Annotated in this window: 19 protein-coding genes and 1 pseudogene; 4 read left to right on the top strand and 16 right to left on the bottom strand. The window is 71.8% G+C overall.

Features of this window, described 5'->3' with window-relative positions:
• The 15 genes from AB0H32_RS38310 to AB0H32_RS38240 form a co-directional block, all read right to left on the bottom strand.
• On the bottom strand, window positions 1-584 hold a 584-nt coding region (locus tag AB0H32_RS38310), incomplete at its 3' end, for a beta-ketoacyl synthase N-terminal-like domain-containing protein (protein WP_361130975.1).
• 183 nt (window positions 585-767) lie between these two features.
• On the bottom strand, window positions 768-1,169 hold the full coding sequence (locus AB0H32_RS38305; protein WP_361130971.1) for a hypothetical protein: 402 nt from the start codon (window positions 1,167-1,169) through the stop codon (window positions 768-770).
• Window positions 1,169-1,576 carry a hypothetical protein gene (locus AB0H32_RS38300; RefSeq protein WP_361130968.1) on the bottom strand — a complete coding sequence of 136 codons (408 nt, stop codon included), beginning with the start codon at window positions 1,574-1,576 and terminating at the stop codon, window positions 1,169-1,171. The genes AB0H32_RS38305 and AB0H32_RS38300 overlap by 1 nt, the downstream gene beginning before the upstream one ends.
• Entirely contained in the window at window positions 1,577-1,939 is a 363-nt protein-coding gene (locus AB0H32_RS38295; protein ID WP_361130965.1) for a hypothetical protein, read from the bottom strand.
• Window positions 1,936-2,907, bottom strand: a complete 972-nt coding sequence (locus tag AB0H32_RS38290) for a hypothetical protein (RefSeq protein ID WP_361130962.1) — start codon at window positions 2,905-2,907, stop codon at window positions 1,936-1,938. Before AB0H32_RS38290 ends, AB0H32_RS38295 begins: the two co-directional genes overlap by 4 nt.
• Window positions 2,904-3,752, bottom strand: coding sequence for an alpha/beta fold hydrolase (locus tag AB0H32_RS38285; protein WP_361130959.1), 849 nt, complete (start codon window positions 3,750-3,752; stop codon window positions 2,904-2,906). The genes AB0H32_RS38290 and AB0H32_RS38285 overlap by 4 nt, the downstream gene beginning before the upstream one ends.
• 21 nt (window positions 3,753-3,773) lie before the next feature.
• Window positions 3,774-4,649, bottom strand: a complete 876-nt coding sequence (locus AB0H32_RS38280; RefSeq protein WP_361130956.1) for a beta-ketoacyl synthase N-terminal-like domain-containing protein — start codon at window positions 4,647-4,649, stop codon at window positions 3,774-3,776.
• Window positions 4,646-5,797: a beta-ketoacyl synthase N-terminal-like domain-containing protein gene (locus AB0H32_RS38275; protein WP_361130953.1), complete on the bottom strand. Its 1,152-nt coding sequence runs from the start codon at window positions 5,795-5,797 to the stop codon at window positions 4,646-4,648. The genes AB0H32_RS38280 and AB0H32_RS38275 overlap by 4 nt, the downstream gene beginning before the upstream one ends.
• Complete coding sequence (locus AB0H32_RS38270; protein ID WP_361130950.1) at window positions 5,794-7,101, bottom strand: beta-ketoacyl-[acyl-carrier-protein] synthase family protein; 1,308 nt, start codon at window positions 7,099-7,101, stop codon at window positions 5,794-5,796. Before AB0H32_RS38270 ends, AB0H32_RS38275 begins: the two co-directional genes overlap by 4 nt.
• A gap of 31 nt (window positions 7,102-7,132) precedes the next feature.
• Window positions 7,133-7,387, bottom strand: a complete 255-nt coding sequence (locus tag AB0H32_RS38265; RefSeq protein WP_361130947.1) for an acyl carrier protein — start codon at window positions 7,385-7,387, stop codon at window positions 7,133-7,135.
• Between the two features lie 156 nt (window positions 7,388-7,543).
• Window positions 7,544-8,296 carry a helix-turn-helix domain-containing protein gene (locus AB0H32_RS38260; protein WP_361130944.1) on the bottom strand — a complete coding sequence of 251 codons (753 nt, stop codon included), beginning with the start codon at window positions 8,294-8,296 and terminating at the stop codon, window positions 7,544-7,546.
• A complete protein-coding gene (locus AB0H32_RS38255; protein WP_361130941.1) occupies window positions 8,293-9,045 on the bottom strand; it encodes an alpha/beta fold hydrolase in 753 nt (250 codons plus the stop codon). The genes AB0H32_RS38260 and AB0H32_RS38255 overlap by 4 nt, the downstream gene beginning before the upstream one ends.
• A 31-nt stretch (window positions 9,046-9,076) precedes the next feature.
• Window positions 9,077-9,946, bottom strand: a complete 870-nt coding sequence (locus tag AB0H32_RS38250; protein WP_361130938.1) for an ACP S-malonyltransferase — start codon at window positions 9,944-9,946, stop codon at window positions 9,077-9,079.
• Window positions 9,947-10,231: 285 nt separating this feature from the next.
• Window positions 10,232-11,023 carry a LuxR family transcriptional regulator gene (locus AB0H32_RS38245; RefSeq protein WP_361130935.1) on the bottom strand — a complete coding sequence of 264 codons (792 nt, stop codon included), beginning with the start codon at window positions 11,021-11,023 and terminating at the stop codon, window positions 10,232-10,234.
• Window positions 11,024-11,237: 214 nt separating this feature from the next.
• The gene (locus AB0H32_RS38240; protein WP_361130932.1) at window positions 11,238-12,026 is read right to left on the bottom strand and encodes a LuxR C-terminal-related transcriptional regulator; all 789 of its coding nucleotides are present in this window, start codon (window positions 12,024-12,026) and stop codon (window positions 11,238-11,240) included.
• A 707-nt stretch (window positions 12,027-12,733) separates the two neighbouring features.
• On the opposite strand from AB0H32_RS38240, the gene AB0H32_RS38235 reads away from it, so the two are divergent.
• The 3 genes from AB0H32_RS38235 to AB0H32_RS38225 are packed head-to-tail and all read left to right on the top strand — an operon-like array spanning window position 12,734 to window position 16,998.
• Window positions 12,734-15,559 carry a non-ribosomal peptide synthetase gene (locus AB0H32_RS38235; protein WP_361130929.1) on the top strand — a complete coding sequence of 942 codons (2,826 nt, stop codon included), beginning with the start codon at window positions 12,734-12,736 and terminating at the stop codon, window positions 15,557-15,559.
• The gene (locus tag AB0H32_RS38230) at window positions 15,556-16,512 is read left to right on the top strand and encodes an NAD(P)-dependent oxidoreductase (protein WP_361130926.1); all 957 of its coding nucleotides are present in this window, start codon (window positions 15,556-15,558) and stop codon (window positions 16,510-16,512) included. The genes AB0H32_RS38235 and AB0H32_RS38230 overlap by 4 nt, the downstream gene beginning before the upstream one ends.
• Before the next feature lie 15 nt (window positions 16,513-16,527).
• Window positions 16,528-16,998: a nuclear transport factor 2 family protein gene (locus AB0H32_RS38225; protein ID WP_361130923.1), complete on the top strand. Its 471-nt coding sequence runs from the start codon at window positions 16,528-16,530 to the stop codon at window positions 16,996-16,998.
• Between the two features lie 144 nt (window positions 16,999-17,142).
• Here AB0H32_RS38225 and AB0H32_RS38220 read toward each other — a convergent pair whose 3' ends face one another.
• The gene (locus AB0H32_RS38220; RefSeq protein WP_361130920.1) at window positions 17,143-17,928 is read right to left on the bottom strand and encodes a DeoR/GlpR family DNA-binding transcription regulator; all 786 of its coding nucleotides are present in this window, start codon (window positions 17,926-17,928) and stop codon (window positions 17,143-17,145) included.
• A 140-nt stretch (window positions 17,929-18,068) separates the two neighbouring features.
• Here AB0H32_RS38220 and AB0H32_RS38215 point away from each other — a divergent pair.
• A pseudogene (locus AB0H32_RS38215) lies at window positions 18,069-18,345 on the top strand (MFS transporter); the annotation flags it as partial.

Below are 18,345 nucleotides of genomic sequence, written 5' to 3'. Positions count from 1 at the left end.
GTGGCGGGACGTGTCCGGATCCGTCCGCCGCACCTGGCGTTCCCTCGGGGCACTGGCCGCGGAGCCGGGTGTGCGGACGGGACTCGACCGCGCGGCGCGTTGGGGCCCTTGAGCTGGTACCAGATGGCGCTCTGGCCCGCGGCGCAGTTCATCACGGTGTTGGGGAAGCGCGCCGGGTCGACGAAGAAGGGCTGCTCGCCGGTGAGCGAGTCGCGGGTGAAGTCCATCATCGACTGGGCGCTTCCGGTGGTGGTGCCGAGGGTGAACGCGGCGCCCTCGCCGGTGCCCACGGCCCGGTTGCGCTCGGCGTCGTCGAGAAGTGCACCGACGGCGGTCACCGCGAGCCCGGTGACCCGGTCCATGGAGCGGGTTCCCTTCTTGCCGAGCACCTCGCGCACGCTGAAGGAGGGCACGACGCAGCCGACGCCGTCGGGGGTGGTTCCGTGCTCGGGACCGAGGCCGGTGACGGTGCCGCGCCGCTCGCGCAGGCCCGCGGCGTACGCGTCCCTGCCGATGCCGTACGGCGACACGGCCGACCAAGCAGTGATCACCGGGTGCCCGGTGTCCGTGGCGGGAATGGTCATGACCGTCACGTGTTCCTTCCGTTCGGAGCGTTCGTAGCGTTCGTCGTGTTCGGAGACTCAGGTGTTCGGTGGTCCGGGGATCCTTGAGGCCGGGGCGGGAAGGCCGGGGCCTGCGGCGCGAAGGGCGATGCGGGGGGGCGGAGCCTGCGGCGCGAAGGGCGATGCAGGCGGAGGTCCGGCGGGTCAGAGGAAGAAGACCATCCGGTAGTCCTGCCAGCGGGCCGCCACCTCTCCCTCCCCGGCGAGCCGGATGCCGGGCAGGGGCCGGCGGGGTGAGCCGAGTGCCGCGAGTGCGGGTTCCTCGACCCATACGCCGACTCCCGCCGCGAGCAGCGAGCGCAGGCCCGCGCGGGGGTCGGTGACGGTGTCGACGGTGCGTTCGCCGATGCGCAGGGCCGGTGGCGGCGGTGCGTCGAGCGCATAGGTGACGGCGGCGCCGCGCAGCAGGATGTCCAGGCCGCCGAGCTGCCGGTGCAGTTCGGTGGCGAGATAGAGCTCGTCGAAGAACTGCTTGTCCAGGGCGCCGCGGTATCCGCGCTCCACGATCGCCAGCACCCGCTGACCTGCAGGTGACCGATGATCCATCAGATCACTCCGATCAGCAGGGTCTTGTCGGCGGCGGCGACGTTGGCCGCGTAACCCGCGGGCGGCCGGAGCACCACCTGGGGCAGGTGTTCCACCACGCCCCGGTCGTCGCTGCAGAACCGGCAGCCGTACCAGTGCAGTCGCCCCGGGAAGGCGTGCAGCAGTTCCTCGGCCAGCCCGGGCAGGGACGGGTAACTCCGGTTCCACTCGGCCAGGTTGCGCGGCTTGTCCGGGCCCTGCCCACGCTGGGTCAGCAGGGTGGCGTACCCGCACGTCCACACCTGGACGGCGGCGCCGCGCTCCAGCAGCGCCTGGGTGAGCCGCAGCGCGCTGGTGACCTGGTCGCCGGCGTGCGGGGCGCCCATGAGGGTGAGGAGCACATCGGTGTGCGGAATCTGCCTGGCCACCTAATGCCACACCACCCGGACCGACGGATCGAGGATCCAGCCCGCCACCACGTCCATCCCGACGACGCGCAGCTCGGGCCTGAGGCCCGCGGTGTCGAGCCCGTGCTGGGCCAGGGAGAAGCTGTCCGCCGCGAGCACCCCGCCCTCCTTCTGGAACCGGTCCAGGTCGGTGTCGCTGCCCGGCACCGCGAGCACGACGCCTTCCTGGACCAGGAAGAGCAGGGCGGACTGTCCGGTGATCACCTGGGTGACCGCGTCGCGCCGGAACCCGGTGTCCGCGGTGGTGCCTGCCTGGCTCTCGACGAGCAGCAGCCGTGGGGTGCTGCTCTCCCAGTCGGCACCGCCGGCCGCGTGCTCCGTCACGCCTGCTGCGCCTTGCCGTTGAGGGCGTCCAGGACGCGCTGGTCGAAGTTGACGAGCTTCCAGTCCCGGCGGTTCTCGATCAGGGCGTACCCGTGGACGATGCGTCCGGTGGCGGTCTTCACCAGCTTGCCGTCGCGCAGCACGTACCAGTCCATGCGGGAGGTGTAGGTGAAGTCCTTGAAGACCTCCTCCACCGTGTACACGGTGTACAGGTCCTCCTCCATCAGTGCCTCGTCGAGGATGCGGATGTCGGAGCGGGGCACGACGGGGATCCAGCGGCGGTCGTCCAGCAGGGTCTTGATGGAGATGCCGCGGTCGGCGACGAAGCGGTCCTTGCCCTCCTCCATCAGCCGCAGGTAGCCCGACATCTGGATGCGCTCGGTGAAGTGGCAGTACGGGTAGGGGATGTTCCACTTCCAGGCGTAGGCGTTCTGCCCGGCGGTCAGCGAGGCGAGGATCTCCTCCTCGGCCGGGGCCGCGTCGCCCGGCTCGTGCCCGAGGTCGTCGCCGAGGCGGGCGAGGGCGAACCGGGCGAGCTGCTCGGGCACCTCCCCGGCCGCCTCCAGATAGGTGTCCATCCGCAGCGAGACGCGGACCTTGGAGGTGACGGCCTTGTGGATCTCGCCGTCCCGCTCGAACTGGACGGTCACCTTGAACCCGAGGGTCGCGTCGTCGTCCTTGGTCCAGGGCACGACGTGCGCCTCGGCGACGTCGTCCATGTGGAAGGCGTGCAGGATGCGCGTGTCGATGGAGACCAGGTCCAGGCCGAGGCCGTGCTCCTCGTACAGCGCCCGGGCGGGCAGTCCGGCCTGCCGGAAGTGGTCCAGGACGGCTTCCTCGACGAGGTAGTTGACGTGCTTGAAGCCGATCCAGGTGCAGATGTTGGAGCCCTCGTAGCGGGGGCGCACCTGCGTGGTGGTGGCGGTGGTGAGCAGCGCCTTGACGGCGGTGTCCGTGACGAGGGTCATCGCTGGGGCTCCAGTGTGTGGACAGGGACGGCTCCCCCGTGCAGGGAGAGGCCCAGGGTCGAGTTGATGAAACTGCTGACCTCGGCGGCGAACTCCTCGGCCGCCTCGATCATCGGGAAGTGTCCGCAGCCGGGCAGGATGCGGGCGGTGGCCTCGGGCAGCGCCCCGGCGAGCGCGAGGCTCTCCTCGGGGTGGGCGGCGAAGTCGGTCTCGCCGCCCAGGACCAGCGTGGGCACGGTGATGCGGCCGGTCTCCAGCGCGGGGGTGCGCAGGTAGAGGTCGAAGAACCGCAGCCAGCCGTGCGGGCCGACCCGGTCGCGCACCCGCTCGCCCATGGCCTGCTGGACGTCGGCGGGGAGCCGGCCGCCCGAGTGGACGCGGATCCCCTCCTCCATGATCAGGTGGAAGTCGTTGAGGTAGTAGCTGATGGTGCTCCAGTCGAACTCGTCGGCGGCGGCCCGGTAGAAGGGCGACACCAGGACGAGGGCCCGGATGCCGAAGCGGTGCAACGCGTCGACGCCGCCCCGCTGCTTCTGGTCGAGGAGGTCCAGCAGGACATTGGCCGCCATGGAGTGGGCGACCACCACCTCGGCGCCGCCGGGCACGGCCGTCAGCGCCTGGGCGAGCCGGCCGCGCAGGTTGGGCTGCTCGTCCCAGTCGGCGATGGTCTCGGTGCGCCAGGGCAGCCGGGCGGTCCACAGCCGGCACCCGTCCGGCAGCAGCGGCAGGGTGCGCTCCCAGACGCTGTCGTTGGCGGCCAGGCCGTGCAGCAGCAGGACGCGGGGGCCGCTGCCGTCGGTGCGTTGTTCGACGGAGACGGGTCGCAGGTCGATGTGCGTGTTCACGGGATCTTCTCCTCGCCGGTCTCAGGCGGCTTCGGGCGCGAGCAGCAGCAGGCCCGCCCCGGCGTCGTGGTCCGCGCCGCCGGCCACGGCCCGGACCGGCTCGCGCCGGCCCGCGTCGAACCAGCCGACGGCGGCGGCCACCTGCAGCACCCCGTACGCGCCGGAAGCGCTGCCGAGGTGCGCGGGCGGTTCCCAGTGGCCGGCCGACGGGTGCGTCTCGTCCGCCGCCCTGCGGTAGGCGCCGAGTACGGCGCGGACGGTGGCGGAGCGCCGGGTGGCGGCGGCTCGGGCCTCCAGGACGAGGGCCGCTCCGCCGTCGACGGCGCGGCGGCCGCCCAGGAGGCGGCGTACGACCTCGTTGTCGGGTTCGACGCCGAGCACCAGGAAGCGGTCGGCACGGCCGGCCGCGATCATGGTGGCCGCCCAGTGCACGGCGTCCAGGCCGGACGTCTCGCCGTTGCAGACCATCAGGTTCGGGCCGCGCAGCCCGTAGCGGATGGCTGCCGAGGAGGCGATGACGTTGCTGGAGGCGTTGGGCAGGTCCATCGGGCTGGTGGCGGTGACGGTCTCCTCGCGGATGGTGTCGAGGGCCCGGGCCACGGTGTCCAGGTTGCCGAAGTTGGAGCTGGCGACGATGCCGGTGGTCTCGGCGGGCACCGTCAGGCCGTCCTCGCCGAGCAGTCCGGCGTCCCGCAGGGCGGCGGCGGTGAGGGCGTAGCCGAGCTGGGTGGCCCGGTCCTTGTAGCGCAGGCCCTTGCGGCCGACGTGGTCGGCCGGTTCGACGGGGGCCGCGCCGGGGGCCGGTCCGTCCGCCAGGGCCCGTACGGTGTCGGCGCCCGGCAGCAGTACGGCGGCGCCGGAGACCACCACGGTGGCTTCGGTGGTCGCGTCGGTCATCGGGTCCCCTCCACAAGGGCGACGGCGTTGATGCCGCCGAATCCGAAGGCGTTGAGCTGGGCCACGTTGAGTTGGCGGCCGACGGCGGCCTCGCCGGTGACGAAGCGGAACGCAGCTGCCTCGTCGACCGGGTCGTCCAGGCCCACCGTGGGGGGCACCCGGCCCTCCTGCAGGGCGCGGACGCCGACGATCAGGTTGATCAGTCCGGAGGCGCCGGAGGTGTGACCCGTCATGGACTTCACGGCGGTCATCAGCGGCGCGGCCGCGTCCTCGCCGAGCACCTCCCGCAGGGCGGCGGCCTCCGCCTCGTCGTTGAGCAGGGTGCCGGTGCCGTGCAGCATCACCAGGTCGATGTCGGACGGCTTGACGCCGGCGATCCGGTGGGCCGTGCGCATGGCCTGGGCGATGCCGTCCGGGGACGGCGCGGTGACGTGGTAGGCGTCGCAGTTGACGGCGACGCCGCGCAGCCGACCGTGCACCCGGCGGGTGCCGTCGTCGCTGCGGCGCAGGACGACGGCGGCGGCTCCGTCGCCCATGAGGACGCCGGTGCGGTTGCGGTCGAAGGGCCGTACCCGGTCCGGGGGCTGGGGGTGGACGCGTTCCAGGAGCCCGTACATGGACTCGGTGAGCACGTCGACACCGGCGACGATCACGGTGTCGGGAGCGCCGTCGCCCTCCTGGTCGAGCAGGTCGGAGGCGAGCGCCAGCGCGTACAGCGAGGCGGAGCAGGCGTTGGAGAAGGTGTGGGTGACGTCGGCGTTGAAGCGTTCGCGCAGCCCGGTGCCGAAGTGCAGCCCGGAGTCGGCGAACGGGGAGCCGTCGCGCCACCACAGCTCCAGCGAGCGCAGCTCCCTCAGGCCGGTGCCGACCAGCACGGGGATGCCGCTGAGGTCCTCGCCGAGGCCGGCGTCGGCGGCCGCCTGGCCGACCGCGTCGAGCAGCAGCCGCGTCGCCCGGCCCGGTATGTCCTGGCCGGCCGCCGGCCGGTCGTCGACCTCGTAGGCGTGCTGGGCGCGGAACCTGCTGCGGTCGAAGCCGCGCAGTTCGGCGCGGCCGGTGGTGCCGCGGCACAGGGCGTCGAAGAGTTCGTCGACACCGTGGCCGGTGGCGGCGACCGCGCCCATACCGACGATGGGACGGTTCGTCATGACGCCTCCCTGATCGCGTCGTTCGTCTCGGCCACCGTGCCGGCGCCGGCCGTGTCGGCGTCGTACCGGCCGAGCAGCACCGCCGCGTTGTTGCCGCCGAACGCCAGCCCGTTGTTCTGGACGATCCGCAGGTCGGCTTCCACGGCGTGGTTCGGTACGCAGTCGACGTCGCACTCGGGGTCGGTGGTGACGTGGTTGATGGTGGGCGGGATGAAACGGTTCTTGATGGCCAGGGCGCAGCCGATGGCGCCGAGCGCGCTGGCAGCGCCCATGCTGTGGCCGAGCATCGACTTCATGGAGACGGTGCGGGGAGGGGTGTCTCCGAAGACCTGGCGGATGGCGCCCGCCTCGGTGATGTCGTTGGCCTTGGTGCCGGTGCCGTGGGCGGAGATGAGGTCCACCTCGTGCGGCGCGACGCCGGCGTTGTCCAGGGCGAGCCGCATGAGGCCCGCGACGCTGTCCTGGTCGGGCGCCACCTGGTGGTGGGCGTCGCAGTTGAGGCCGTAGCCGAGCACCTCGGCGTAGATGGTGGCGCCGCGCTCCAGGGCGGTCTCCAGCCGCTCCAGGACCAGGACGCCGGCGCCCTCCCCGGTGAGGATGCCCTTGCGGTCGACGTCGAAGGGCTGGCAGCGGTCGGGGGCGATGGTGCCGAGCCGGTAGAAGCCGGTGAAGGTCTTGCGGCACATGGCGTCGGCGCCGCCGCAGAAGGCGAAGTCCGCCTCGCCGGAGCTGACGGCGTCGAAGCCGTAGCCGATGGCGTAGTTCCCCGCCGAGCAGGCGGTGGGGATGGTGAGTGCCTCCACATTGCTCAGGCCCAGTTCCTGGGCGATGGCCACCGACAGTCGCCCGGCCGGTATCCGCCGGGCGACCGCGGGGTCGAACGTGCCTGTGCCGTGGGAGAGTTCGTGCTCGACCAGCTGGTCGAGATCGTAACTCTCGCCGTCGGTGGTGCCGATGGAGATCAGCCCGCGCCGGCCGCGCAGCCAGGTCAGGTCGAGACCGGAGTCCTGAAGGGCCATCCGGGCAGCCGCCGTCGAGAACTGCGCGGCTCGGCCGAGCTGTTCCACGTCGAGCGTGCTGATCCAGTCCCGCGGGTCGAATTCCGTGATCTCGCACCCGTTCGCGTGGGTGAAGCCCTCGGTGTCGAACACGGTGATGGGCCGGGCACCGCTGCGGCCCTCGCTGAGTCCCTGGAGGAACTCCTTCGCGCCGAGTCCGATGCTGGAGACCACCCCGAGTCCGGTGAGGACCACCCGGTGCCGCTCCGGCCGTATCCGGCCGGGGCCGCTCACTGCCGTCGTCATGCCAACCTCCCAGTCCGCGTGAGCGGTTCGACTACCAGCCGGCCGGCTCCGAGACGACCTCGTAGACGCCCTTGAGGTTCACCATGCGGGGCAGTTCGCTCTGGTTGATGACGACGCCGAACTCCTTCTCCAGGGCGGCGAGAATCTCGATGGCGCGGAGCGAGTCGGCGTTGTGCTCCTCTTTGAAAAGACTGACCTCGGTGACCTCGTCCTCCTCGATCTCAAGAATGTCGCAGACGATTTCCTTGATGGTTTCCAGACGCTCGTCGCGCGTGACAGTCGACACGCTCTTACCCCTTTTCTCATGGGCCGCGAAATTCATGCGAATCGGTATGCGGCACGTTTTTGATCGCTATGGAAATGGTGCGGGAGGAGCTTGTTCCCCCACAATGACGGCTGCAACAAGCTGCCATCGCCGCAAGGGAATTCGGGCGATGCCCGGTCAGGCCGGCTGGAAATCCGGGCGCAGCCGCAGCAATGCGTCGGTCAGGCCGGCCACCGCGTCGAACATGGCACCGCCGAGCCGGCGCGTGGGCACCTCGGGCATGCGCGCGGCGGGCCCGGTCAGGGCGAGCGCGGCGGCGATCCGGCCGTCCCCGGCACACACCGGTACGGCGTAGGAGACGCTGCCGGGCGGCACCGCGTCCGGCCCGTAGGCCCAGCCGCGGCGGCGTACGACGGTGAGCTGGGCGGCGGTGAACCGGGCGGAGTTCAGTCCCTGGTACAGCTCGTCGGGTTCCGCCCAGGCCAGCAGTACCTGGGCGATCGGCCCGGCGGAGGCCGGCCGGATCGCGCCGACGGGCACCGCTCCGGGGCGCCCGGTGGGGCCGATGGAGGCGGCGACGCAGATCTGCATCCCGTCGCGGCGTCGGTAGAGGCGGGCGTCCAGGCCGGTCATGGTGTGCAGTTCGGCGAGGACCGGTCCGGCGGCCATCGCGAGCCGGTCGTTGTGCACACCGACGGTGGTCGAGTCGAGCCGGGGGCCGAGCACCCAGCGGCCGTGCCGGTCGCGGGTGAGCAGTCCGTGCTGCTCCAGGGCGAGGGCGAGGCGGTGCACGGTCGGCCGGGGCAGGCCGCTGAAGGTGACGAGATCGCCGAGCGAGGCGGGGCCGCCCTCGACGATGTCCAGCAGTGACGCCGCCTTGTCGAGTACCCCGACCCCGCTGGTCCGCCGGGGCTGGGTCGCGGTGCTCACCACTGTGCCGCCAGCCGTGCGCGGATGTCCGCGACGAGGGCGTCGCGCTGGGCCACCAGGTAGAAGTGGTCGCCGGGCAGCACGGTGAGGCCGAAGCCCCTCGGTGCCACGGCGGCCCAGCCGGTCATGTCGTCCGCGGAGACGTCCGGGTCGCCGGCACCGAGGTAACCGGCCACCGGGCAGTCCAGGGGGACGCCGGGCCTGGCGCCGTAGCGGGCGACCGCGGCGAAGTCGGCGCGGATCGCGGGGAGCACCAGCTCGCGCAGGTCCGGGTCGGCGAGCAGCGCGCCGTCGGTGCCGCCCAGGCGCCGTACCTCCGCGATGAGCGCGGCGTCGTCGGCGACGGCGGCGGTGCGCGGGGTCAGCAGGTGCGGGGGCTTGCGGCAGGAGACCATCAGCAGCTGTGGGCTCACCTGGTGGCGGTCCCGGAGCCGCAGCGCGAGTTCGTATCCGATGGACGCGCCCATGCTGTGGCCGAAGACTGCCAGAGGAGTGTCCAGCAGGGGCGGCAGTTCTTCGGCGAGGCCGTCGGCGAGCTCCTCGACGCTGCCGGGAAGATCATCGGCGATGCGTTCCTGCCGGCCCGGGTAGCGGGCGGCAAGAACCTCCACGTCGTCACCGAAGGCGTGCCCCCAGTCGTGGAAGAAGCCGGCCGAGCCACCCGCGTGCGGCAGGCACAGCAGCCGCAGCCGGGGCGGCGCGGCAGTGGCGTGCCTGCGCAGCCAGATGCTTTCGGTGCCAAGTGCCATGGTGGGTTGGTCTCCTTGTGCGTGTCAGTGGTCAGTCCAGGGCGCCCGGCGCGTCCAGCGACACGACCTCGGTGTCCGGGGTGATCCGCCGCACCAGGCCGGCCAGGGTGCGGCCGGGCCCGAGTTCGACGAGGCGTCCGCAGCCGAGCGGGCGGCCGACGAGGGTGTGCACGCTCTGCTCCCACAGCACCGGGGAGGTGAGCTGGCGGGTGCCGAGGTCGGGCCAGTCGCTGTGGGCGGCGTGTGCCTCGGCGTCCACGTTGGCCACGACGGGCAGATGGACCGGCGCGAAGGCGGTGTCCTTCAGGGCGGTGCGCAGGGTCTCGGCGGCAGGCGCCATGTACGGGCTGTGGAAGGCGCCGCCGACCTGGAGCCGGATCAGCTTGGCGCCGATGGAGGGCGCCTGGTCGGCGATGCGGTCGATACCGTCGGCGGAGCCGGAGACCACGGTCTGGCCGGGGGCGTTGACGTTGGCGACCCAGAGCTCGAAACCGTCGGCCCGTACCCGTTCGGTCAGAGCGCTCACCTCGTCCAGGGGCGCGGCGACGAGGACGCCCATGGTGCCCTCGCGGGCCTCGGCGGCCTTGCGCATGGCCCGGCCCCGGGCGGCGACGAGTACGGCCGCCTCGGGCACGGTGAGCGCGCCGGCGGCGACCAGGGCGGCGTACTCGCCCAGGCTGTGCCCCGCGCAGGCGGCCACCGGGCCGCCGAGCACGTCGCGGCGCACCGCCTCGGCATGGGCGATCACGGAGAGGCTGAACACGGCGAGCTGGGCCAGGTCGGTACGGCGCAGCCGATCGCCCGGGGTGTGCAGCAGAAGTTCCTCGATGTCCTCTCCGGTCACCTCGGAGATGTCCTGGGCCAGTTCCCAGGACGGGGTGTCCCGCCAGGGTTCCCCCATGCCCTCTTTCTGTGATCCCTGCCCTGGAAACAGCAGGGCGATAGGCATGCGACTCATGGACCCGCCTTCCGCGTGAATTCACCGGGGTGGGGCGGGGATCCGCGCCGGGATGGGAAGGCGCGGATCCCCGCACACCGGCGGACCGGAAACGGGGGATTCTCGGTCGCTGCCGGGGAAGGAATTCAGGAAAGCCCCGCGAGGGGTGAATCCCTTTCTCGCGCTCCATACAACTGTCGGTGCGCGCCGGGCGGCAACAGAGGTTTCAGGAAGCTGCCAGCGGCGAGGTCACTGCCGGGTGCCGGGGCGGCCGCCGGGCGGTGCGGCCGGGGGCAGCAGGCCGAGTTCGGCGGCCCGGACCCCGGCCTGGAAGCGGGAGTTGGCGCCGAGCAGGGCCATGATCTCGGCGACATGACGGCGGTAGGTGCGCACCGAGACGGCCAGGTCGCGGGCGGCCACCTCGTCGGTGACGCCGGCCCACAGGGCGGCGAGGATCTGGCGGGCCAGGGCGCTGCGGTCGCGGTTGCCGAAGACGATGCGCTCGCCCGCGGGCACGGCGTCGCGCCAGACGTTCTCGAAGAGCGTGGACAGCGTGTGCAGCAGCTCCGGGGCCCTGATCATGGAGGCGCGGCGCCCGACGGCGGACTCGGCGACGACGAGCGCGGCGGCGCCGTCGACCATGAGCGCCTGCAGGGGCGGGACCCGGGCGATACGGATGGCCACCGGTCTTTCCATGCCGAGCTGTTCGCGGACGAAGTCCTCGTCGACCAGCGCGGGACTGCTGAGCAGCCGGATCGTGACGGAGTCGGCCGCCCCGTAGATCAGCTGCCGTTCGGCTCCCTCGCCGCCGCCCGGCTCGTCCTTGGCGTCCGGCATCCGGGCGTGCACGATGTCGATGGTGCGCACCGCCCCGTGGATGAGTTCCCGCGCCTGTCTCAGCACCGTGTGGTAGCCGCCGTCGATCACGGTGATCCGTTGTTCCTGGACGCTGCGGTCGCGGTGGATGGCCACCGTCGACTCGATCAGGGTCTGCACCTGCAGGAGCGCCTGCTCCAGCTCGTCCTCGGCCCTGTCGGACACGTCGTACTCCCCGTTCCCCGTTGTCCTCGCCGAGCGTGCTGTCGTGCTCGTCGCGCGCCTGCCCGTCGGCGGCCGGTGGGCGCGGCCGGGCCGCGATCGGGTCGTGTGCGCTCCGGCCGGCGAGGTCGTGCGGGTGCGCCACGGGCACCCGGATGTGTGAGGGGCCGCCGTACACCCGGGGTGCGCGGGTGTACGGCACGGTTCGGCCGCCCGGCTACTGCGGCTGCATCAGCCCGAGTTCCACCGCACGTGCTCCGGCCTGGAAGCGGGAGGTGGCACCCAGTTCCCGCATGATCTCGGCGACATGGCGGCGGTAGGTGCGCAGGGAGACGTTGAGCTCGCGGGCCGCGACGTCGTCGGTCTGACCGGAGCGCAGCCGTTCCAGGATCCTGCGGCTGAGCTCGCTGTGCAGCCGCGGCCCGAGGGCGAGGTGGTCGTCGAGCCGGCGGCAGCGGGACCAGGTTCCGGCGAAGAGCAGCTCCAGGGCGCGTACGGCGGCGGTGTCGGTCACCAGGGTGGCCTGGGCCCCGCCGTCGTCGCCGGGCAGGGTGCGGACCAGAGCGCGGGCGCCGTCGACCACGACCGCGTCCCGCAGTGCGCCCTCCGAGCACCGTACTTCGAAGCGGGCGCCGCCCGCGGCGCTGAGCCGGGCCAGGGAGCAGTCCACGACCGCGGTGGCGCACAGCACCCGGACGTTGGGGCCGGGCCGGGCCGCGGTCAGCAGGGCCTTCACGGTGGCGCTGAACTCGTCGGCCGCGGTCAGTGCGACGCACACCGTGTGGCGGGCCTCGCCGAGGAGCTGGACGAGGGCCTCCCGCGGCACCGCGACGCTCGCGTGGGTGCCGTCGGATCCGCTGGGCCGGTGCTGCCGGTAGTGGGAGACGGTGGATTCGATGAGCGCCCGTGCCTGCAGCAGCGTCTGTTCGACGTGGGCCGCAGGGTCCCCGGGGCCGGTCTCCAGCCCTCGGTTCGTCCCTGGTGAGTCGATGACGGCTCCGGTCACTTTTCCCCCTTGGTTAACCACGAGACGTGGTCGCGTCTCACGCGCACCGCTCGCCGGCGGTCGGCGTACCCTCCGGACTCCCCCGGCCAAGATCTGTGAAATCAGAACTGTTCAATAGCGAAGCTTCTTGGCGGGGGGCGAGGTCGAGATTCGCTCCAGACACTAGTTCGTTTACTCTGAGTCGGTCAACAAGATCAAGCCTGCCGGCGCAATCGTGCATGTCCTCTTACTTTTCGCGTCGGCCACTGCATTCCTCCAGGAACGCTGACAGCAAACTGACACCCCTTCCCCGAAGTCGACCCTCCACTTCCGGTTGCGCCACGGTCCGCGACCTTTGCCCTCACTCGCTGTCGCAGCGCTGTCCCCTTCCGGCCAACCACCCTGTCTCGAACGGCCCTTGAGCCTTGACCAGCCTACGGTGACGGGGTGACAACAAGCCACATGCGCACCGCTTTCCCCACGCACCGAAGCGGTCGTCCCGCAGCGGAAAACACCGGCCGGACGGTACGGCCGACGTGATCCGGAAAACCCGCAGCGAGATCCGGTATTCCGCACGACGTCCGAGGAAATCCGGACGGCCGACATGCAGGCCCGGCCGGCGCGCATAAGTCACCCACTCCGCACCTCACGTCCGTTCCTTCACGTCCTTCAGATTCCGGCACGCCCGGTGTCCGCCGCGTTTGCCGAAGACAGGGAGAGAGACGACCGTGAACCCCGCATGCGCCACCTCGGGTTCTATCGCCGACCTGCTGCTGACCGCCGCCGACCGGTACCACGCCTCCGGTCTCGCCTACTGCCTCGGCCCGGCCGACGCGCCCCGCCGGGACCAGTCGTACCCGGACCTGCTGGCCGAGTCCGCCCGTCTGCTGACCGCGCTGCGCGCCCGCGGGCTGCGGCCGGGCGACCGGATCGTGCTGATCCTCGAGCGGCCCCAGGAGTTCCTGCCGATGTTCTGGGCGGCGGTGCTCGGCGGCTTCGTCCCGTGCCCCATGGCACCGCTGCGCGGCGACCGGGAACGCTGGGGCGCCCAGCTGGAGCACGTGAACACGCTGCTCGGCGGGCCCCTCGTGGTCACCGGCGAGGCACTGGCCGCCGAACTGCCCCCCGTGGCAGCGCTGTCGGTGACCTCCCTGGAGGAGCTGCAGGCCGTCGAGGCGACCGCCGCGGACGACTTCCACCGGGCGGCGCCCGAGGACACCGCCGTGCTCGTCCTGACCTCCGGATCGACCGGCCACGCCAAGGCGGTCGTCCTCAGCCACGCCAACCTGCTGGCCTCCATGGCCGCCAAGAACGGCCACCACCGGCTCACCGCCCGGGACACCACCCTCAACTGGGTCTCCTTCGACCACGTGGCCGCGCTGCTGGAGTGTCATCTGCTGCCGCTGTCCACGGGCAGCCTCCAGCTGCACGTGGAGGCACCGGTCGTCCTCCAGGAACCACTGGAGTTCCTGCGGCTGATGTCCCGGCACGGCGTGACCATGACCTTCACCCCGAACTTCCTGCTCGGTCTGATCAACGCGGCCGGTGAACGGCTGCGCGCGAGCGGCGAGCGGCTGGACCTGTCCCGGCTGCGGCACATCATCAGCGGCGGCGAGGCCGTGGTCGTCGCCACCGGCGAGGCGTTCCTCGACGGCCTCGCCCGCCACGGGCTGGCCCGGGACGCGCTGTGGCCCGCCTTCGGCATGACGGAGACCTGCGCGGGCAGCGTGTACTCCCGCAAGGGGTTCCCGGACGTCGACCGGGGCGCGGAGTTCGCCAGTCTCGGCACCCCGGTGCAGGGCCTGCGGATGCGCATCGCCGACCCGGAGGACCGCCCGCTGCCCGAGGGCCGGGTGGGCGAACTCCAGCTGCGCGGTCCGATGATCACCTCGGGGTACTACAACAACGCGGCCGCCACCGAGGAGGCGTTCACCGCCGACGGCTGGTTCCGCAGCGGGGACCTGGGCCGGCTCGACGAGGGCCGGCTGACCCTGGTCGGGCGCAGCAAGGACAGCATCATCGTCAACGGCGTCAACTACTTCAGCCACGACATCGAGTCCGTCCTCGAACCGCTCGACGGCGTCGCCCGCTCCTACGTCGCCGCCTTCCCCGTCCGCCCGGCCGGCAGCGACACCGAGCAACTGGTCATCGCCTTCACCCCCGAGGACGGCACGGCACCCGGCACCGGCGGCGGCGACGCGACCGCCGGTGCCGCTGTGCACCGGGTCCTCATGGCCATCCGCAGCACCGTCGTCCTGCACTGGGGCTTCCGGCCCGCGCTGGTCCTGCCGCTGCCCCCGCAGGCCTTCCCCAAGACCAGCCTGGGCAAGATCCAGCGCTCGCTGATGCGCCGGCGGCTGGAGGAGGGGGCGTACGACGCCGAGCGGCGGAGCGTGCGCGAGCTGACGCTGCGCATGCTGGGCGGCCACACGGCACCCGAGGGCCCGACCGAGCAGGCGCTCGCGGAGATCTACGCCGAGCTGTTCGACACCGACCCGGCCGATATCAGCGCCACCGCCAACTTCTTCGACCTGGGCGGTACCTCGCTGGACATCCTGCGGCTGCGCGCGAGGGTCACCGAGCGGCTCGGGGTGGGCAACCTGGAGGTCATCACGGTCCTGAGGGCTCCGACGGTCCGCGCCCTGGCCGCCCGGCTCGACGCGGGCACCGCCTGCGGCACCGAAGGGTACGACCCGCTGGTGCCCATGCAGACCGGCGGCGACAAGACGCCCCTGTTCTGTGTGCACCCCGGAGTGGGCGAGGTGCTGGTCTTCATCAACCTCGCCAAGTACTTCACGGGCGACCGGCCGTTCTACGCGCTGCGGGCCCGCGGCTTCGACGAGGGCGAGAAGCCGTTCGCGACGTTCGAGCAGATGGTGGACTGCTACGCCGACGCCGTCCAGCGGCAGCAGCCGCACGGCCCGTACGCGGTCGCCGGGTACTCCTTCGGCGGCGCGGTCGCCTTCGAGATCGCCAAGGTGCTGCGCGAGCGCGGCGAGCGGGTCGACTTCGTCGGCAGCTTCAACCTGCCGCCGCACATCAAGTACCGCATGGAGGAACTGGACTTCGCCGAGACGGCGACGAACCTGGCCTTCTTCCTGGGACTCATCGACAAGAAGCAGAGCCTGGAGCTGCCGGCCCGGCTGCGCCCGCTGCCCCGCGAGGAACAGGTCGCCCGGCTCGTCGAACTCGCCCCGGCCGGCCGGCTCGCCGAACTCGACCTGACCGCCGACCGGTTCGCCGCCTGGGCGGAACTCGCCGACTCCCTCACCGACCTGGGCCGCGCCTACGAACCGAGCGGTTCGGTTCCCTCCATGACCGTCTTCCACGCGATACCGCTGCGCGGCACCAGGCAGGACTGGCTCGACAACGAACTGCGCCGCTGGGACGCGTTCACCACCGGCCCCAACCGTTACCTGGAAGTACCCGGCGAGCACTACACCATGCTGGCCCCGGCGCACGTGGCCGAGTTCCAGGCCGTCCTGCGCCGGGAGCTGGACCTGCGCCTCGCCGAGGCCGACGAGATCGCGATCCGACGGGGAGCAAACCGATGACGACGTCCGGTACCGGCACCGCCTCTCCCCTGCGCGGTGCGAAGATCCTGATCACCGGCGGCACCGGGCAGGTCGCCCGGCCGGTCGCCGAGGCGCTGGCCGAGCACAACGACGTGTGGTGCCTGGGCCGGTTCGGCGACCCGGCCGCCGAGCGTGACCTCGCCCGGTGCGGGATCACCACCTGGCGGTGGGACATGACCGACCTGTCGCCGTACGCGCTCAAGGGGCTCCCCGAGGACTTCACCCATGTGCTGCACGCTGCGGTGCGCCGCGGCGAGGACGGCGACTTCAACGCCACCGCCGAGATCAACGCGGTCGCCACCGCCCACCTGATGAACCACTGCCGCACCGCCGAAGCGTTTCTGTACGTCTCCACGGGCGCGCTGTACAAGCGGCAGACCCTGGACCACCGGTACACCGAGGACGACCCGGTCGACGGTGCCGCGGACTGGCTGCCCGCCTATCCGATGGGCAAGCTCGCCACCGAGGGCGCGGTGCGCGCCTTCGCCCGGGTGCTGGACCTGCCCACCACCATCGCCCGGCTCAACATCGCCTACGGACCGGGCAGTTACGGCGGGGTGCCGATGCTCTACTTCCGGCAGATGCTCGCCGGCGCCCCCATCGCCGTACCGCTGGAGGGCCAGAACTGGTGCTCGCTGCTGTACACCGACGACCTCGTCGACCAGGTCCCGCATCTGTGGCGGGCCGCGTCGGTCCCGGCGACGCTGGTGAACTGGGGCGGTGACGAGTCGGTCGGCGTCACGGACTGCATCCGGCACATCGAGGCCCTCACCGGCGTGCCGGCCCGGCTGGTGCCGAGTGCGGTCACCCGCGAGACCTATCAGTTCGACCCGGCCCTGCGCCGCCGGCTGACCGGCCCGTGCCGGGTCGGCTGGCGAGACGGCATCGAGCGCACGCTGCGCGCCGTGCACCCCGACCACCTCAGCGTCTGAAAAGGAACCGACGGCATGGCGACGACGACAGCGACGATGGCGACATCGGACACGGCAGAGATGTCGGAGACAACAGGGGCGGCAGGGGCGGCGGACCACAATCTGCGGCTGATCCAGCGCGCCTACCGGGCCTTCCACGCCCGTGACGTGAGCGCGCTGCTCCAGACCCTGGACCCCCAGGTCGAGTGGGTACATCCCGACGGGATGGCCGGGTACGGGCTCGGCGGCACCAAGCGGGGGCACGACGGCGTCAAGGAGTTCCTGGCCCGTGTCCCCACCGTGCTCGGCGGGATGCGCCTGGAGCCGCGGGAGTTCGTGGCCGCCGGCGACCGGGTGGCGGTGTTCGGTGTGCGCGAGGTGACCTCGGTACGGGGCACCTCGGCGACCCTGTCGTTCGTCCACTCCTGGGTGCTGCGGGACGGACTGGCGGTCCGTATGGAGGACATCTTCGACACGGTCGAGTTCCATCGCCTGATCGAGAGCTGACGCGGAGCGGGAGCCGACGCAGGGCGGGAGCCGAGACAGGGCGGGAGCCGACGCGGGCCGGAACCCGGGCACGCCCGGGATCCAGGCCGCCGTCGGCCGCTGCTCAGGGGGCCCGGGAGAATCCGGTTCCCGGACCTCGATCGCTCAGGGCTGCGGATGGACCACCTGGACGCCCCGCGCCTGCATCGTCTCCACCACCGGGTTGTCCGGTGCGGCGTCCGTGACGACCAGGGCGATCTCCTCCAGCGAGCAGATGCGCCCGAGCGCCGTGCGGCCGAGCTTCTCGGCCGTGGCCACCAGGATGACCCGCTGGGCCGCGTCGAGAGCCGCCCGCTTCACCCGGACGTCGTCGAGGTTGTACGCGGTGGCTCCGCGGGCCGCGTCCACACCGCAGCACCCCAGCACGAACGTGTCGAAGCACAGGTCCTTGAAGGTCTCGGCGGGCGTGTGGCCGTAGAAGGAGAGTTCTCCCGAACGGATCTGGCCGCCGGGCAGCAGCAACTGGATGCCGGGGTACGAGGACACGGCGAAGGCCGCGTGCAGCGACAGCGGGGTGACCGTGAACTGCCGGTCCTCCATGGCCTTCGCGACGGCCACCAGGGTCGTACCGGTGTCCAGGGCGACCGTCTCACCGTCCGTCAGCAGCGACAGCACGGTGCGCGCGAGCCGCTCCTTCGCCTCCGCGCCCGCCATCGCGCGGACCGCGTACGGCGGTTCGACCCCGCCCGGCACATTGCTCACCGCGCCGCCGCGCACCCTGCGCAGCGCACCGCGTGACTCCAGGAGCTCCAGGTCCCGGCGGATCGTCATTTCCGAGGCCCCCGTCGCGCGGGCGAGGTCCGCGACGGTCGCACGGTTCTCGCGCATGACCAGCTCGATCACGAAGTTGTGCCTCTCCATCACGTTCATGTCGGCGAGGGTACCGGTCATCAGCACTGGATTCCCATTGACAAACATCCATCATGTTCAAGTAAACATGACCCGTGAGAGATTTGGCCGGAGATGCTCACCGGCCTGTGACTTTCCCTCGCACTCGATGTGTGTTCAATCCGGCGTCCTGAAGGAGTCCGATGTCCACAGCCCGCAGACCCGCCGCGTCCGGGCCCCCGCAACCGCTGCTCACGACCATGGCGATCGTCGCCTCCTGCGCGGCGTTCGTGGTGATCGGGGCCCTGCAGGCCCTGTACGGGCCCGCGATCCCCGCGCTGCGCGCCGACTACGGCATCGGCCCCGCCGTCGCCGGACTCGGCCTGAGCGGGCACTTCGCCGCCGCGGTGGTCGGCGTGCTCGTCTACCACCTGCTGCGCGCCCGGCTGGGCCACCGGATCCTGCTAGGCGCCTCCTACC

The sequence above is a fragment of the Streptomyces sp. NPDC020362 genome (assembly GCF_040642095.1).
Taxonomy (GTDB): Bacteria; Actinomycetota; Actinomycetes; order Streptomycetales; family Streptomycetaceae; genus Streptomyces.
The sequence above is the reverse complement of the archived record's forward strand: the minus strand, read 5'-3'. Positions and strand labels throughout refer to the sequence as shown.